At 54.8% G+C, this 18,237-nt stretch carries 11 protein-coding genes; 7 read left to right on the forward strand and 4 right to left on the reverse strand.

Going from position 1 to position 18,237, the window contains the following annotated elements; genetic code table 11:
* Window positions 1–188: 188 nt before the first annotated feature.
* A complete protein-coding gene (murJ, locus tag M6D89_RS08955; RefSeq protein ID WP_336297545.1) occupies window positions 189–1,793 on the reverse strand; it encodes a murein biosynthesis integral membrane protein MurJ in 1,605 nt (534 codons plus the stop codon).
* Window positions 1,794–1,921: 128 nt separating this feature from the next.
* On the opposite strand from murJ, the gene M6D89_RS08960 reads away from it, so the two are divergent.
* From M6D89_RS08960 to M6D89_RS08990, 7 genes are all read left to right on the forward strand, one after another.
* On the forward strand, window positions 1,922–4,039 hold the full coding sequence (locus M6D89_RS08960; RefSeq protein WP_253967722.1) for a TonB-dependent siderophore receptor: 2,118 nt from the start codon (window positions 1,922–1,924) through the stop codon (window positions 4,037–4,039).
* A gap of 18 nt (window positions 4,040–4,057) precedes the next feature.
* Window positions 4,058–5,230 carry a PepSY-associated TM helix domain-containing protein gene (locus tag M6D89_RS08965; protein WP_253967723.1) on the forward strand — a complete coding sequence of 391 codons (1,173 nt, stop codon included), beginning with the start codon at window positions 4,058–4,060 and terminating at the stop codon, window positions 5,228–5,230.
* 57 nt (window positions 5,231–5,287) lie between these two features.
* The gene (locus M6D89_RS08970) at window positions 5,288–5,566 is read left to right on the forward strand and encodes a YebG family protein (RefSeq protein ID WP_253967724.1); all 279 of its coding nucleotides are present in this window, start codon (window positions 5,288–5,290) and stop codon (window positions 5,564–5,566) included.
* A gap of 305 nt (window positions 5,567–5,871) precedes the next feature.
* Window positions 5,872–6,555: an OmpA family protein gene (locus tag M6D89_RS08975; protein ID WP_253967725.1), complete on the forward strand. Its 684-nt coding sequence runs from the start codon at window positions 5,872–5,874 to the stop codon at window positions 6,553–6,555.
* Between the two features lie 194 nt (window positions 6,556–6,749).
* The gene (locus tag M6D89_RS08980) at window positions 6,750–7,613 is read left to right on the forward strand and encodes an MlaA family lipoprotein (RefSeq protein WP_253967726.1); all 864 of its coding nucleotides are present in this window, start codon (window positions 6,750–6,752) and stop codon (window positions 7,611–7,613) included.
* Window positions 7,603–9,975: an efflux RND transporter permease subunit gene (locus M6D89_RS08985; protein ID WP_253967727.1), complete on the forward strand. Its 2,373-nt coding sequence runs from the start codon at window positions 7,603–7,605 to the stop codon at window positions 9,973–9,975. The genes M6D89_RS08980 and M6D89_RS08985 overlap by 11 nt, the downstream gene beginning before the upstream one ends.
* A 132-nt stretch (window positions 9,976–10,107) precedes the next feature.
* Window positions 10,108–11,247 (forward strand): hypothetical protein, encoded by a 1,140-nt coding sequence (locus M6D89_RS08990; protein WP_253967728.1) that lies wholly within the window; start codon window positions 10,108–10,110, stop codon window positions 11,245–11,247.
* 85 nt (window positions 11,248–11,332) lie between these two features.
* On the opposite strand, the gene M6D89_RS08995 is transcribed toward M6D89_RS08990, so the two are convergent.
* From M6D89_RS08995 to M6D89_RS09005, 3 genes are read right to left on the reverse strand one after another with little or no spacing between them, the layout of a single operon-like run.
* Window positions 11,333–13,312 (reverse strand): PhoX family protein, encoded by a 1,980-nt coding sequence (locus tag M6D89_RS08995; RefSeq protein WP_253967729.1) that lies wholly within the window; start codon window positions 13,310–13,312, stop codon window positions 11,333–11,335.
* Window positions 13,305–15,188, reverse strand: a complete 1,884-nt coding sequence (locus tag M6D89_RS09000) for a phytase (protein ID WP_253967730.1) — start codon at window positions 15,186–15,188, stop codon at window positions 13,305–13,307. The genes M6D89_RS08995 and M6D89_RS09000 overlap by 8 nt, the downstream gene beginning before the upstream one ends.
* 48 nt (window positions 15,189–15,236) lie before the next feature.
* Window positions 15,237–18,011, reverse strand: a complete 2,775-nt coding sequence (locus tag M6D89_RS09005) for a TonB-dependent receptor (RefSeq protein ID WP_253967731.1) — start codon at window positions 18,009–18,011, stop codon at window positions 15,237–15,239.
* Window positions 18,012–18,237 lie beyond the last annotated feature (226 nt).

An 18,237-nucleotide genomic window follows, 5' to 3' on the forward strand; every position in this document is an offset into this window, starting at 1 on the left:
GCTGGACGCTGGACGCTGGACGCTGGACGCTGGACGCTGGACGCTGGACGCTGGACGCTGGACGCTGGACGCTGGACAAATTATGTCCGCCTGTCCTTCCCTGTCAACCCAGCCCCTGCAAAAACGCGGCGCCAGGCGTAAGTCAGAGTAAAAGACCTCTTAATACAGAACTTAGTTAGCCAACACACTCAGAAACTGCGATGTTTTAGGTGACGCGGGCGCAGTCCGGTGATAAGCAGTACTGCGCCGTAGGTGGCGGCGCCCAAGGTGCAAAGGGCGGCCAGACGCCAGATGCGATCGAGCGCTCCCCACTGCACCCAATTGGGCCAGAGTATTGTGGCGGCGTAGAGCAGAGCGCCCATGGCGACATTGGCCAGAACTAGTTGCAGCAAGAAACGCCCCCAGCCCGGCTGACGCCAGAATATCTGTCGGCGGCGCAGGCCCCAGTAGAGTATACCACTGTTTATGTAGGCCGATGCCGCCGTCGCGAGGGCCAGGCCCACATGGCCAATGCCGTAGTAAAAGTGCAGCGGCACTACAAAAATCAGGTTCAACACCATATTGGCGACCATAGCGATAATGCCAATGCGCACCGGGGTTTTCATATCCTGGCGGGCGTAAAAGCCAGGGGCCAGCACTTTAATCAACATAAACGCCAACAAACCCAGGGCGTAGGCACGCATACTTAGGGCCGCCATATCCGTATCCGCCGCCGTGGTGGCGCCGTATTGAAACAGGGTAACCAGAATCGGCTGGGCCAGAATCAGCAGCGCCACCACGGCGGGCAAGGCGATTAAAAACACCAGGCGAATCGCCCAGTCCAGAGTACTGGCAAAGCTGGCGGGGTCTTTACCGGCGTGCTGGCGCGACAAGTTGGGCAAGATAACCGTGGCGATGGCCACCGCAAACACCCCCAGGGGCAAATCGGCCAAGCGCTCAGAATAGTAAAGCCAGGAGATACTACCATCGGGCAGCAGCGAGGCAATCACTGTATCCAGCAGCAGGTTGATTTGACTGACGGACACCCCAAACAACGCCGGCACCATCAAGGTCAAAATGCGTTTGACCCCGGGGTCGCGCCAATCCACCTTGGGCGAGGGCACCAAAGCAATGGGCTTTAAAAACGGCAACTGAAACAGCAGCTGCAACACCCCGGCGGCCAACACACCCCAGGCCAGCCCCAGCGCCGGAGGGTCAAACATGGGGGCGACGACCAAGGCGGCGACGATAAGCGCCACATTCAACAACACCGGAGTAAACGCCGGTATCGCAAAGCGGTCGTAGCTGTTGAGAATGGCGCCCACCAAGCCGGTTAGCGAAATCAACATCAAATAGGGAAAGGTGATGCGAATCATCTCGGTGGCCAGGGCAAACTGCTCGGGGTCACCGCGAAAGCCGGGCGCAAAAACCGTCGCCACCAAAGGCGCCCCCAACACCGCCAGCGCGGTCACCAGCAGCAACACCAATCCCAGGCCCCCGGCTACCCGATCCACCAGCGCCTTGACCGCCGCGTGAGAGCCATTTTGCCGATACTCCGACAACACCGGCACAAACGCCTGGGCAAAGGCGCCCTCGGCAAATAAGCGGCGCATAAAGTTGGGAATCTTGAACGCTACGAAGAAAGCATCGGCCCCGCCGCCGGCGCCAATGGTGTGGGCAAACACTACATCGCGCACCAACCCCAACACCCGCGAGCTCATGGTCATGGCGCCCACTTTACTGCTAGAGCGCAGCAAACCGGGTTTTGCGGGCGGCTTGTTGCCCGACGGCTGTGGGGTTTCTAACTGACTCACGCGGCATCCTGTGGGCGGTTACAAGAGCGCCATTATCCATATCAACCACGCGGTTGAACAGCACACCAATTGCAAATATACATGATAATCTTTACCATCCGCACAAATTTCGCAGAACGGATAACTTCATGCTTAAACGATCGCCTCTCTTTCTCGCCGTAGCCCTCGCCTCGCCCCTGACTCAGGCGGCCGACTCTGAACCCAGCGCCGAGAAACTGGAAACCATGGTCGTCACCGGCCGGGCTCAGTCGCTGTATCGGGCCAACAACTCCTCGGTATCGACCCGTATTGATGCCGACCTGTCGCGGGTGCCTGCCTCGGTGCAAATTATTAACGCCGACCTAATTGAAGACCAGGGCGCGCGAGATGCGCGGGATTTGTATCGCGATATCAGCGGCGTGAGCGTATTCAGTTATTCGGGCATTACCTTTCGCGGCTTTCGTCAGGATGATGCATTGTACGACGGCCTGCGCGGCGACCCCTACGCGGGCTTTACCGTACCGCGCACCTTTGGCGTTGACCGCCTGGAAATACTCAAAGGCCCCAGTGGCGCCATCTACGGTGCCGGCGCGCCGGGCGGGTTAATTAACTACGCCACCAGCCAGGCGAGCCTGGAGCAATACGGCCGCGCCCAGATTGTGGTGGGCGATTACGACTTAACCGGGGTGAACGTACAGGCCACCGGCGGCTTTGGCGACAGCGACTTTGGCTACCGGGTAGCCATGCTTAAAGAGACCGAAGAGCCGTTTCGCAACAACAGCACCAACGACAACGACCAGGGCGACTTAGGTTTTATTTGGCAGCCGGGCGTCGACACCAGCGTGCAAGTCAAATATTCGTTTGTGGATCAAACCCTGGGCGCCAACCGTTTGCGCGGCGTGCCGGTGGATGAAGACGGCGAGTTTTTGGTGGACCCCAGCTGGAACCACAACGAACCCACCGACTTTTTAAGCCTGAGCGCCGATGTGTTTTACTCGCGCCTGCAACACGCGTTTAACGACAGCGTCAAACTGGATGCGGCGGTTCGCTACTATGAAAACCAAGAGCTGCAAAACTATCACGAGCCGCGCGGACTTTACGACTCCAATGACGATGGCGTGAACGACATGATGGCCCGCCAGTTTCGCGACCAGGTGCGCAACAGTGAAGGCACCAGCGCTTACGCCAACTTAATTTACGAATTTAACACCGGCGGCATCAGCCATCAGCTGCTGACAGGTTTTGATATTTATGACCTGGACAGCGACTTTAAAGCCAAGCGCGGCAGCCCAATCGAATCCGGCGGCGTGGTGCCACCATTAAGTCTGTACGATCCGGTTTACGGCCAGACCTCTCGCGCCCAGTACGGCCTGGATGATCGCGACTGGGAAAGCGAGTCGCAATCGGGGCTGACCCAATCCGGACTTTATGTGCAAGACTTAATCGGATTATCCGATGCCTGGGATGTGCTGGTTAGTCTGCGCTTTAACGACTTTGAAAGCATCAGCGGCACCGCCGAAGACAGCGACACCGCCCTCACCTACCGCCTGGGCACGGTTTACCACTTAACCGACAACCTTAACTTTTACGCCAGCTACAGCGAGGGCTTTGAGCCGCAAAGTGTTTCGAGCCAGGACGAAGAAAAAGGCGGCCCCTTTGCCCCGGAAGAAAGCCAAAGCTTTGAAATTGGAAGCAAGCTCACTCTGTGGTCGGGCCGCGCGCAGTTAAACGTCGCCGCCTACGAAATTGAAAAAACCAATGTCGTGCAAGCCGACCCGGCGGGCGATGTCGGCGGCGACGGCGTGGACGACTTAATTGCCGTGGGCAAGGTGCGCAGCCGCGGGGTAGAAATGGACTTGAGCGCTGACTTACTGCGCCACTGGACCATGACGTTGAATTACGCCTACAACGATACCAAAGTGCTGGAAGCCACCAGCGGCATCACTAACGCCACCGGCGATCGGTTCGCCAATACGCCGCGCAACCTGCTGGGGCTGTGGACACGCTACGACTTTCCCTCCATTAACTCGGCATTCGCCTTTGGGGTGGACTACAAAGACGAGCAAATCGGCATTCAGGGCGATTATGTGAAACCCTACACCGTGTTCGACGCCAGCTGGCAAAGCACTTTTGACCAGTGGAAACTGCAACTGAATGTCAGCAACTTGTTCGATGAAGAGTATGCCGAAAGTGGCTTTATTACCCGCACCGGTCACTTCCCCGGTGAACCGCGCCGTGTGGTTGCCACCATCAGCCGCGAGTTTTAACACTCAGTGGCGCGGCGGATGAACCGCAAACAGTGGTTTAGTCTGCACAGCTGGGCGGGCATAAAATTCAGTCTGTTGCTGTTTTTTATCTCGCTCACCGGCACTCTGGCGGTGTTTGCCTATGAAATCGACTGGCTGCTCACGCCCGAACTACGGGTAGAAGCACCAGCGGATGGCAAGGAGCGTCCGGCCGCTGAACTGCTGGCCGCCGCCCACACCGCCAACCCCGACTGGACGGTCAGCTCTCTTAATCTGGGCCTGCCGCGCTTTATGGCGGCCGAAGCCATTGCCCAAGACAAATCCGGCGAGCTGCAGCGAATTTACATCAACCCCTACACCGCCGAGGTGACCGGCACCGCACCGTGGTTTAACGCGCACCGATTTCTTCGCCAGACTCACCGGCATTTAATGCTGCCGCTCAAATGGGGCCTAACCATTGTCGGACTGCTCAGCATCCCCTTGCTGTTGTCTTTTGTTTCGGCGTTTTTTATTTACAAAAAATGGTGGCGCGGCTTTGCCAAAACGCCTACCAGTGGCGATACCCCCAGACGCTGGTGGGGCGACCTGCACCGCTGGCTGGGTATTTGGAGCCTGCCGTTTATCGGTCTTATCGCCCTAACCGGCCTGTGGTATCTGGTGGAGCGCTGGGGCGGCTCGGCGCCCGCCGCAACCAGCCTTTTGCCCGAGGCAGCCGCTCAGGCTCAAGCGCAACCACAAGACGCCGCCAAACTAATTCCAGCCATTGAGCAAGCCCTGGCGCAGAACCCGGGCTTTAAGCTCAAGCGCATTCTGGTACTAAAAGACAACCCCCTGCTGCTACAGGGCGAAGACACGGCGATATTGGTGCGCGATCGCGCCAACACCATCGCGGTTGATGCCAATACCCAAACCCTTATCGGCCAGGTTAAAGGCGAGCAATTGAGCGCTCACCAGCGCATCGCCGAAGCCGTCGACCCACTCCACTTTGGCACCTTTGCCGGTTATTCCAGCAAAATCATCTGGTTTATCTGGGGCCTGGCCATGACCATTCTGTCAGGCAGTGGCGTCTGGCTGTGCGCATTGCGCATGGGCAGTCGCCGCAAAGGCCCCAACCCCCGCGCCGCCTGGCGGCTGATTGGCCACAGCCGCTGGCTGCAGCTGGCCCTGGTGCTGGCGAGCCTCGGGCTCACCCTTCCCTTCTTTTTTGCTTGACAGCTTAACCACCGCCCGATACTGTATATCCAAACAGTATCGCAATGGAGGTTAACCATGGCAGTAGTCGCCGTCTGGAAATGTGACCGGGATGGAAAGATGTTTGATGACAAAAAAGCCGCCGAAGCTCACGACAAAATGTTGGAGCTGGCAGCCAATATTACCGACCTGATTGAAAATTCCGTTAAAGGAATCAGCGAAGAACACAGCGAAGCCATTGGCCTGTTGCTGGCGCGCAATAGCGACAAGCTGGCCAAGGCCTGTAAAGGCAAGCCCGAGGCTTTATTAGAGGTAGATGAAGACTCCAGCATAACGCCGCTGGCCGCCAACCAGTAAAACCACACCCTTCACCACGCGCCGGATGACCACCACTCATCACCACAACGGCGCACGCGGCGTCGCACCGCTTCCACAACGCGCCGTCGCTTCTTCACCGCTGCATTCGCCTCAACGATGCGGCGGTTTTTTTACCTCTGACGTCTGACGTCTGACGTCTGACGTCTGACGTCTGACGAAACATCATATTTCCCCACAATTGCTCCGCAACTTGCCTTAATTGCGCCACGGCTCTGCCCTTTTCTTAGCGCTAAATAGCACCTGTAGACACAGACAACTTCTCACTGATTCACAGGAGCAAGACCATGAAAAAAGCACTACTCGCCAGCGCTATTATCGCCGCCAGCACCGCTCAAGTACCCAGCACCCAGGCCGCCAGCCTGGAGACCAAGCAGGCGGGCGTCGCCACCGCCGGGGTGATAACCGGCGCCTTAGTCGGTGGCCCAGTGGGTATGCTGGCGGCATTTGTGGGCAGTATTTACGTCGCCGAGCAAATGGAAAACAACGAGGAGGCCAGACAACTGGAAAAGCAGTATCAAGCATCGCAAAGCCAGCTGCGCGACGTAACCCAGCAGCTGCACGCCGCCCACACTACCATTAATGACTTTGAAAGCATTACCCTGGATCAGCTGGAGCTGCAGGTGATGTTTAAAACTGGCGATGACCAATTAACCCCACAAAATCGACAGGCGCTAAACACTCTGGCCAAGTTTTTGGTGGACAACGCCGAGCTAAGCATCCAGCTGGACGGCTACGCCGACCCGCGCGGTACCGATGAATACAACAACGTACTCTCGCAATATCGTGCTCACTCGGTCAAAGAGGCGCTGGTGGCCGCTGGAGTAAACGCCGAGCGCATCAACATTACCGCCCACGGCGCTGCACCAGTCACGGTCAGTAAGGACGCCGAAACCTATGCCCTGGAGCGCCGCGTGGATATTCAGATTCTTAACCAGAAGCAATCCCAATCTCTGGTGCAGGCGCACTAACCCCCACAAAATGCTTTCTAGCTCACCCCCACTTGGGCGACCTATGTCGCCCCTTTTTGGTAGAAATTACAAAAGTTCAGCTCGCCTGCGCCGTTTATTTCTTTAGCTGCGCAGCCTGAGGTCGTTTTGTGGCATGGCACACCACTTGCTACGCTTACCTTCACAATCACAATAGCCTATAACAGGACATGATTATGAATGGCGGCCTGCCTTGGTATCACCCTATTTCGCGCTGGATTTTTATTCTTAGCCTAATCGCATTGGGCAGCGGCTGTGCAAGCCTAAACCAACCCCAGGAAAATGTCGGGCGCACTTATGTGCCGGTAGAAACGCCGGCAAGCGAGGTAGACCAAGGGGTAAAGGTGATTGATGCACCTGAAGGCATTCCCGACGTCGAACCCACGGTGGTTTCCTACACCGATTATAACGACCCGCTGGAAGGCTTTAATCGGGCGATGTTTACCTTTAACGACGTCGCCTATCGCTATGCACTGATCCCTCTCGCCAGCGGCTACGTTCAAGTTGTCCCGCTGCCCGTGCGCAACAGCGTAACCAATTTCTTTTATAATTTAAAAACACCCATTTATTTTGTGAATAATGCTCTACAGCTTGAGGGCGCGCTCGCCTGCCGCAACCTGGCACGCTTTGTTATCAACTCCACGCTGGGGCTTGCGGGGCTTTTCGATCCGGCCGCCGATTGGTTTGGCCTGGAGCGCGCCGAAGCCCACTTTGACGATACCCTAATGAAATACGGGGCAGGCTATGGCGTGTATTTGGTACTGCCTTTCTTTGGTCCTTCTGACTTGCGCGACGGCACCTCGGCCATTACCGACTACTTCCTCAACCCCGTCACCTACCTGATGGACAACCCGGAAAAGTTCGGTGTAAAGGCGTTTGATTATCTGCAAGACTATTCCAGCGATGCCGAGCGCTATAATGCCCTGCGAGAAAAAAGTGACGACCCGTATATTTTATTCCGCAACCTTTACCTGCAGAGCATTATGCGCGATGCCGACTACCAAAACGTAGAGAACGCCGAGGTAAGCGATGAGCCATAAAATCGCGGCGGCGGTGCGCTACCACAAAATCATTCTCGCCTGTTTTATTGCTCTTACGGTGTTCTTGGGCTGGCAGGCCACCAAATTCACCATTGACGCCTCGGCCGATACGCTACTCACCAAAGACAACCAGCTGTATTTAAAAACCCGGGTCACCGACGCGCGTTTTGCACCGCAAGAGTTCTTGCTGGTGGCCTACGAGCCCCAAGATCACCCGGTGCTTTCAGAAAAAAGCTTTACCGAGATTGAATCGCTGAGCGACGAATTTTCTCAACTAGAGCGAGTCGACTCAGTCCGATCCATTCTTAATATACCTTTGCTGAGCCTCGCCAAAGGCGGCTTGAGTGGCAGCGCGGCTGATCAGTGGACCATCGCAAACAAAGATTTCGCCCCTCAAGAGCTCGCACAAACCTTTAAAGACCACCCGATTTTTGAAGACTTGGTGATTAACCGCGAGCAAACCGCAACCGGCATTCAAATACTGTTTAAATCTCACCCCGAACTGGAAAGCATTAACGCTGAAATTACCGCCCTGCAAGAAAAAATGCTGCAGAGCGAACTCACAGAATCCGAAACAAAGCAACTTGAACGCTTACAAGAAAAAGCCGAACCGATTGAAAAGCGTTTAACTACCACCCGCAACCGCGAAATTGATCGCATTCGCGATATTATTAAACCCTATGAATCATCGGCTAATTTATACATTGGTGGCGCGCACGCTGTAGGCTATCAGTTAATCAACATCATCAAGAGCGATTTACTGATTTTCGGCAGCGCGATTGCGGGCATGATTTTTCTGCTGCTGATCATACTATTTCGCAAACCGCGCTGGGTTCTTTTAACCGCCGCTTGTTGCGCCTGCAGCGTGGTTATGACCCTGGGGCTATTCGGCGCCCTGGGATTCAAAGCGACGGTTATTTCCGCCAATTTTGTCGCCTTGCAGCTGATTCTTACCCTTGCCATTGTGGTGCATTTAATTGTCCAGTACCGCGAGAGCTGCGACCGCCACGAGGACTGGAACCAAGCGCAGCTTTTGAGTGATACCCTCAAGCAAAAATTTAAGCCCTGCCTGTACGCGGGGCTTACCACTTCTGTGGGCTTTGCCTCTTTACTGCTGACCGATATTCAACCGGTTATTGCCTTTGGCTGGATGATGATCATCGCCATGGGTTTTTCCATTGCTACCAGCCTGTTGCTGTTTCCCGCGCTGCTCGCCTTCTTTTCTCGCGAAGCCCAGGGCAACCCCCACGGGCTGGCAAAACGTGTTTTGAATGTCTTTTTAACCTTGTCCGATAAACACGGCGTACTGGTCGTTCTGGCAAGCATTGCGATTGTGATTGTCAGTGCCCTGGGGCTACTGCGGCTGAGCGTCGAGAACAGTTTTATTAACTATTTTGCTGAATCGACTCAGGTGTATAACGAGCTGAGTTTTATCGACCGGGAGTTCGGCGGCACCACCGCACTGGACATCACCTATTCACCGCAAAGTCCCGACAATCCTGACCTAGACTTTAACGCGCTGCAGCTGCAACGCTTACAGTTAATTCAATCGGCACTGACAGACTATGAGGCCAGTGGTGATACCTTGTCGGTGGTGAACTTTACCGAGCTGGCTAAACAGATTAACGGCGGTAAACCCCTGACCGAATACGAAATTAACGCGGTTTACTGGACAATAGACAAAGAGCTTCGCGATAGCCTGCTGGGCTCTTACTACAACAACGAGCATCATCAGTTTCGGGTAAGTACTCGGGTGCAAGACACCACCGAGGGGCTCAACCGCGCTGACTATATTGAGCAAATCAAAGCTGACATGCAGGCGCTGGAAATCCCCGCAGAGGATTACCAGATGACTGGCCTATTTATGCTCTACCAAAACATTTTGCAAAAACTGTTTCGCTCGCAAATATTGTCTTTAGGCTTGGTCTACATCGCCCTAACCCTGGCATTCTGGGTTATTTTCCGCTCGCTGCGTTTTGCCCTCGTGGGCATTGCTCCCAACATAGTAACGACCGTTACCGTATTGGGGACTATGGGCTGGCTGGGTATTCCTTTGGATTTAATGACCATGACCATCGCCTCGATTGCCATGGGCATTGCCGTGGATGACACCATTCACTATATGCACCGCTACCGCGAAGAAGGCGGCCACAGCGACGCCATGCAGCGCACGCATCACAGTGTGGGTTACGCTCTGCTCTACACCACGTTAATTATTGTCCTGGGCTTTGCCATGCTGTTGTTTTCCGACTTTGTCCCCAGCGTACAGTTCGGCTTACTCTCGGGCTTGGCGATGACCATCGCGCTGGTGGCTGACTTAACATTATTGCCTGTACTTTTAAAACGCTTCGCTCCCCGCTAAAGCCACGGGCAAGGATGCCCGTTTTTAATCTATTTGCCTCGTCCCCATCACACCTTTATTATTGCCTATCTCTTTCAAGACAATAAAATCAATTCAAGATAACTATCGTATTTATAAGACAAAGGACAGGCGATGACAGAGGACGCTCTTTTCGATGTGCACTTCACCGGCAAGGTAAAAACCGGCCACTCCCCCAAGGCCGCTATTGCAGCTTTTGCCAAGCTCGCGAAAATAGAAACGACCAAGGCCGCGCAACTGGTGAAAAACAACCGCGCGATTAAAAAGTCGGTGAGCTTGGAACGGGCAGAGTCGCTGCGGCAACAAATGGAAAAGCTGGGATTGCTGATGGCCATTAAACCGCAGGGCGAAACTATAGCGCCTCAAGCCCCTGATTCTAATACTCAGCCGATCAGTGGTAGTGCCGGCTTAACCCTGGCGCCCATGGAGCCGACAGAGATGTCACGCGAACAGCAAGCCAGCGACACCGCTACGGACACAGCACAGCAAGAACCCGAGGCGCATACCCAGGCGTTCACACCCGAAACACAATTGGCAAGCGGCGCAATACGCTACAACAAAACCAACGCCGCAGACGACAGCACCGAGGAGATTTCGCCCTCTACGGTTAAAATTTTACTCGCCGCTGGCACTGCCGCGCTGCTTGGCGCACTGTTGTGGAAGTTTGTCGCCATAACCTTTGAACTGGAACTGGGACTTCTGGCCTGGGCGATTGGTGGCATGATTGGCGCAGCGGCCGTTTACTTTGGCGCCGAAGGTGACAACGCCGGTTATCTGTGCGGCGCGCTGGCGCTGGTGGCCATACTCGGAGGCAAATACTGGGTGGCGTCATCCTTTACCGAGACTTACCTCGCAGAGATGAACAACCACATTACGCAGGAAGAGTTCGATGACTTTATCTCGGTCGCGCGGGACCAAATTGCACCTTTGCAGGCAGCGCTTGCCAGTGACCGCGCTTTGCGCGAACACATTATTGACAATAATTATGTGGTGGGCGTTAGCCCCTCGGAAATTCCCGAAGCCACCGTTGCCGAGTTTCGCACCCAATTGCAGGAAGATTTAAATGAAGCGCGCGAGGTGGGTTCGGCAAACACTATCGAAGAGTTCTCTGAGCAATACGGCCATATTGCCACCTCAGAAATATTTAAAGCGTCGTTTGGCTGGCTGGACTTTTTATTTTTGGGCCTCGGGGTTTATACGGCGTTTAATATGGCGCGCAGCGGTTCTTCACCTTTGGGGCGCAAAGCCTATTAGCCACGAGACAATTAACCACGAAACAATTAGCACACATTTTAGCGCGCCTTATCGCCGCTTATAAAAACGGCGATAAGGCGCTTGGTTAACTACCAATCACACCGCCATCGTCTTTTGTCACCACCACCGTGGTGGAGCGCGGCCGGGTTACACCATCGCTGGCCGGATAACTTAATCCTGGATGCTGCACGTTAAACCACAGGGTTTTGCCATCGGGCGTGCCGGTTAAGCCGGTAATTTCTGCCCCCACCGGTCCGGTCATAAAGCGTTTTACCTCGCGGGTCACCGGGTCGGCGCACAGCAGCTGATTGGTGCCCTGCCCGGCGTACTCCGGTTCCAGCTCGTCGTAGTCCGTGGCAATCCACAACCGGCCGTCGCCGTCAAACCAAAGGCCATCGGGGCAGGAAAAGCGGTCGCCTTCCAGTGCGGCAAACTCGCCGGGTTTCGGCTGGGTTTGCAACACGGGGCCCGCGAGTAGAAACAACTCCCAGTGAAACTTCTCGGCGGCCGGGTTTTGATCGAACTCGCGCCAGCGCAAAATTTGCCCGTGGTCGTTATCCGCGCGCGGATTAGCGGCGTTCAACGGCTGATCGGGGTCAACCCCACGCTTGTAGTTGTTGGTCAGCGAGACATAGCCGTCGGTGGTTTGCGGATGCACCGCGACCCACTCGGGGCGGTCCATAGGGGTTGCCCCCACCACATCGGCAGCGCCGCGCAGATTAATCAATACATCGGCCTGGGTGGCAAAGCCATTCTCGGGGGTCAGACCATTTTCGCCTTGCACCAGAGCGCGCCATTCGCCGGTGCCGTCCGCGTGATAAACCGCCACATAAGCGGTGCCTTTATCCAGTAAATCGCGATTGGCAGCGGGCGCATCGGCGCGGAATTTACCCTCGGGGACAAATTTATACACATACTCGCCGCGTGTATCGTCGCCGGAATAAAACGCCATAGTGCCATCGTCAGCCATCACGCAGGTACAGCCCTCGCGCACCAAACGTCCAAGGGCCGTGCGTTTAACCGGACGGGATTCGGGGTCGAACGGATCAAACTCCACCACCCACCCGAAGCGGTTGGGTTCGTTGACATAACCGCCGCGCTTTTGCTCCGCCTTGGGTGTAGCATCAAAGCGCTCGTCCGCCGACTCCCAATAGTTGTAGTAACTGTTAGCCTCTGCGGATATGCCATAGCGTTTGTGAGCCGGACGATTTTGCCAGTCCTGCTCGTCGCGGTTAACAAAATAGTTTTTCCAGTTTTCTTCGCAAATTAAATAAGTCCCCCAGGGCGTAACACCCATCGAGCAATTATTTAACGTCCCCAGAACGCGACGCCCGGTTTCGTCCTGCAGGGTTTTCATCGCCGCACTGCCCGCCGCCGGCCCGCTGATATCCATTACCGTGTTGGCCGTTAAACGACGGTTATAGTGCGAGGGATACACTTTTTGCCACTGCCCGTCAGCGTCCTTTTTAATTTCAATGACACTAACACCGTGAGCGGCCTGCTCTTTAAGCACCTCTTGCATGGGGCGCTGCTTTTGCCCTTGCGAATTTTCGGTAACCGTGGGGCCATTGGGGTGCAAGGTGTCATTGATGTATTCGTGGTTTACCACCAACAACCCGTGCTCATTGGGCGCGTCGGGGAATGGAAAAAAGTGCATGCCGTCATTGTTCTGCCCGGCTTGCAGCTCTTGCTCGGCGGCGGTGTTACTGGCATCAGAACGCCAATCTGCCGCCCCTTTAACCACCTTATCACCCCAGGAAAAAAACGGCCGCGCCGTGTAGCCATAGGGCACAGTCACAACGTCTACCTGATCGCCGAGCGCCACTGGCACAGGGGTAAAGCCAATGGTTGGTCGCAGCGCATCGTTAAAAATGGACGGTGAACTCTGGGTAGTACACCCCGACAATAAAAAAGGCCCGGCGCCGGGCGCCAGGCAAGCAGCCATGGAACCTGTTACGAAGCGACGTCGTGAACAGGCGAGCTCCCCAAGGGAAGTTCTTTGGGTGGGGTTAACCGCGATATCGTCAATATCGATATCGCGCCCCGTTATTTGTTTCTCAGTCATTCAATTCCAACTCCTGGGCGATATCCGACCAAGATACCAGTTTAAAGTTTTGCGGCCTCTCGGGCATAATATTGTGACCGTCCTGCGCAATAAAGGCCCCTCGCTCATAGCCCTTACCCAGCGAACGATGGGTCACTTCCAAACCGTCGGTTTCGGAAATGGCATCCACACCGGCGCCATAATTTGCGCCCACCCGGAATTTACCTACACGCTTGTAAGGCGCGCTGGACTCAAACACCACATAGCTGTCATCGCCCTGACTGGACACAATCAGATAGCGACTATCGACCGCCGGGTAAAGCGCCATGCCTTCTACATCGGCCACCAAAACATCGTCGGTCGCTGCAATTAACGATAAAGGCTCGTCGCTGTCGGGTTTAGCCGACAGGGTATAAACACCCACGGCCTCTTCGCCCACAAACAGTCTTCCCGTGGCATCGTCAGCGACACAACCTTCGGGCTGAGTTTCCACGGCAAAGGTGCGCGCCAGGCGTGCGGTGACCTTACCTGCGTTCGCACTCAGCAGATACTGCTCGAAGGTACCACTTTTGCCGTTGGCAATGGCGTAGGTTTTAGCGCCATCCTGATACATACAAAAGCCGTAAATCTCTTCGAGCCCGGTGGGCAGCTCAGCCAAATGCGTCGCTGCACCGTTTTCGGCATCGACTCTGTAAATGGACAAAGAATTGTCATCGCGCTGGGTGGCGACCGCAATATCATCAACGCCATCGCCAAAATCAAAGCCATAGCGGATATCAACATTATTCAGGCGCCCCGTCGGAAGCATCTGCGATTGCGAGCCATCCAGGCGATAAACCCCCAGACCATACTTTTTGTCGGTGCCGTAAATCAGACTTTGCTCGGGACTAGTAGGGTGAACCCAAATCGCCGGGTCATCCGCCGCATCGCCAAAGCGGGCCACGGGCTCAGTTTGGATGCGCGGTTTAACGGTTTTAACCTCTGACTCTAGCGCCCGAGAAAAATCAAACTCCGCTGCAGCCACAGTAAAGCGGTTGCGCGCATAGTCGCCCGAGGCATCGTCGCGCACTTGCAAATGCAGTGTTTCGCTTTCGGCCTGATACCAGGCCTGTAACTGTTCGGGCTCCTCAACACCTTTCCAGGTACCCAACTCAACACGCGCCCAGGTGTTGTCCTCGCCCGGTTGATACATTTGCACCAACCCCGAATCGACAGTGACCGAAATCACGTTTCCGCCCAAGTAGGCGACCGCTTCGCTGCCTTCACCCAGATTTCCATAAGGTGCGACTAAATCCACCACCTGACGACTAACGGGTTTTTCGGCATTGGACGAATACCGCCACAGTCCCATTTCTTCCTCGGCGATAAACAAGCCGCCTTTACCGTCGGCCGCGCAAGCGGTGGCGTTGGGGGCAATGGGTAAGGTGCGAAGCTTGGCAGGCTTTAGTGTTTGCTGCTCGCTGTACACCACCCACTGTTCAGCACTGCCGCGCTCATCCAGCATAAACAAAGAAACACTGCCGTCAGCTTCGGATGCCAGGCACAAACCCTCTACTAAAAATTCGGGCGCCTGCAGTGAAGCCAAGCGCTCTGCCTGCTTACCCTTGGCGTTCAACCGATAGAGCACGGGCGTTGATTCCACGCCCTCAATGGCCGCGACTAAAAAGCCGTTATTTACCTGCGCAACATCAACCACCTGCACCGCGCGGGCGAAGACATCACCGTCGCTAACCGATAGGTTGCTCTGCGCATCAAGCTCTAACCAAAAAGCAGGGTTTCCCTGCTGCAGGGCGGGTACGGATAGGGTGCTGGTGTCGGCCGATTCTTTGTTAGGCGCAGCGCAAGCACTTAAGCTTACACAAAGCGCAACCGATGCCGCTAAATATTTAACTGTCATTTTACTCAACCCCATAAGCGGCGCCACGCACCGCTGCTGCATTATTTATTAAAAGTTAGTCAAGGTCAGACCCAGCTTAAAGGTAAGCCCATAGCTTTCGTACTGAGCGTTGTACTGGTTGTCGTTCACATAGGCATAGTAAGGCTCGTCGGTCAAATTAAGCGCCTCAAAATACACTTGCATTCCCTCGGTCAAATAATAGCGCGCCGAGAAATCCAGCTGGGTTTGCTCATCCACATAAACATCTTCCGCCGCATCGGTCACATCCTGAACTTCCAGCAAGTACTCCGATTTATAGTTGGCGGCCAGGCGCATATTAAAGCTGGACGCCTCGTAACCAATACTTAAATTACCGGTGGTATCCGACTGGCTGGGCAACTTGCTGTCGCGACTCAGCCAGCCGCCTTCATCGGCATCGTAATAGCTAAGAGAGGCTTCCGAATCCGAGAAGGTCGCATTGGCCGACAGCAGCAAGCCACTTAACGCACCGGGCAAAAAGTCCATTTGCTTGGAAAACGCCAACTCAATACCGGACACCTCGGCCGAGTCGCCATTGGCAAAGGTAATGGCTTCATCATAATCACTGTACTGATCGGCGCCTGCCAGATCGGTTTGATAGATAAAGTTATCAATTTCTTTGTAGTAAATGTAGGCCGAAACGACGCCTGCGACCCCCATGTAGTGTTCAAAACCAAAGTCCAGGTTTTCCGCTTCCATAGGATCAAGCAGCGGGTTGCCGAATTCGGCCTCTTCATCATCGATAACAAAGTTAGGAGCCAGCTGTTCAAAGTTCGGACGTATCAATGAGTTGGTCCAGGAACCGCGCAACTGAGTATTTTCGCCGATCGCGTAGCGCGCGTGTACCGATGGGAAAAAGTTATCGTACTGGTTGTCTACTTCAACCGGGGAAAACTCATCGCCGTCAAAACGGGTGCCCTTTGAGGAAAACTCGGTATCTTCGTAGCGCACACCGGCAATTAACCGCAAATCGTTCAGATCAATGCGCCCCATCAGATAGGCAGCCGATACGGTTTCCTCGACATCAAAGTCTTCAATGGTGGAATCTTCTTCGGAGTAAAACTCACTGTCATCTAAACCCGCCAACGAGGCGGCTACAGCATCGGTGTTAATGCCCGGGCCAAAGTTGCCCAGAGAATAATCCGGTGCGCCCTGGGCATAGCCGCTCAGCAACAGTTGCTCATCACTAAAGCCGTGCTCATCCAGATCTTCATAAATCCAGATTTCGACATCGTTATCTTTTTCACGGTTGCGGTATTTACCCCCAAACTTTAACTGGGCCGAATGCTGGGCCACAAAAAAGTCGCGGGTAATATCCAACTGAAACGACTCTTCACTATCGTCAGTGCCGGATTTAGCTTTCTCGACTTCGTCCATTTCATAGCTATCGCCGGAAAAGAAGGCGTCGGGAGTGCTCAGGTAAGGCTCGCGGGTATCGCTAAAGGACACATTTGCAAACGCATCGCTGCCAGCAAAAACGGCGCCGCTCACGTGGCGAGGCTCATCTTCACTGGATTCTGACAGGGCCGCACGGTAATCGATTGTCCAACTGTCCAGTCGCGTGGTACCACCGAGGGCGGTAGACAAAATTTCTTGTGTTTCTTCGCGGTCTTTGAGCTCGCGCCCTACCTCGGCCACGCCCGCTTCGCCTGCCATCACACCGTCTTCAAATTCAAAGATATTGGCTTGGCGGACTTCCGCGTCAGTGTACTTGCTGTACAGGTTACGCCAGTATAGCTCGGTGTTTTCACTCAGTTTGTAATCAAAGTTCAATGTCGCACCTGAGCGCTCGCGGGTGATTAAGTAATCACGCTGTTCCACTTCTTCTAACAGTGCCCCGTCATCGTCAAAATCCCAGCCGCCACCGGTCTCGACATTATCGGAACCGAACTCGCGGTCATACCAGCTGATACCGCCGGCAATGCCTAGGTTATCGGTGCCGCTGCCAATGCTAAACTGATCCGATGCGGTGAGTGCCAACTTGGGGCTGGTGCTTTCGGTCAGCTCGTTGTAGCTGGCCTCGGCAGTGAAAGAGTAAAACATATCGTCGCGATCAAACGCCGACAAACTTTGGATATCAATACTGCCGCCCAGGGAGTTGGCATCCATATCGGCGGTCAAGGTTTTGCTCACCACCAGGCCTTCCAACAAGTCTGAGGGAATCACGTCCAAAGCAACCGCGCGGCGGCCCGAGTCGGGGGAAGGCAGGTTAACGCCATTCACTGTTACCGCATTGTAGTCGGGACCCAAACCACGCACACGCACATAGCGACCTTCACCCTGATCTCGCTCAATGGACAAACCGGGCAAACGCTGCAACGCTTCGGAGACATTGGTATCCGGAAATTGACCAATGGCGTCGGCGGCCACCGCGCTTACTAAATTGTCCGCTGAACGCTGCACGTTAAGCGCTTTGTTCAAGCTGCCCGCTTGGCCCATCACAATCACATACTCTTGCTCGGGGCGTGAGGGCTGAATTTTAAAATCGCTGACCAGGGTTTTATTGTCTACCACCTCAACGGTGCGCTGCATGGTTTGCACGCCCAGGTAGCTCACGCTCAGAGTATAGCGGCCGGGCTCGATACCCGTCAGGTTATAGCGGCCGTCGCGGCCGGTCACGGTGCTGACATTTAACTCTTCAATTTTTACCCGGCTGCCCTGCAAGGGTACGCCGCTGATTTCGGTAGTTAGCTGACCCGAGATCTGGCCATCGGCCAGAACACTGGCCGATGTGAGTACAGCAATGGCTGAAGCCAGTAATTGGCGACGTACCTGTGGTGCACATTTGGTGGCAATAGAGTTCATGGAAAATCCCCCAATGATCTAAAACAGTGCCAGCAATTGGCCGGCATTTGAAATGTGGGGCAGACAATAAAAAGCCAGCATGACATTTCTGTGACAGGCTTAAGGCAGACCTGCGAAACGCGGTGCTATCAGCGACACTTTGAGCCAATAAGCCCCCGAAGAATAAGGCACACAGGGGTTTGCTCGCCGTAATTTCTGCAAAAACATACCCGGATCCAAAAACACC

This window comes from Gilvimarinus xylanilyticus (assembly GCF_024195295.1).
Taxonomy (GTDB): Bacteria; Pseudomonadota; Gammaproteobacteria; order Pseudomonadales; family Cellvibrionaceae; genus Gilvimarinus; species Gilvimarinus xylanilyticus.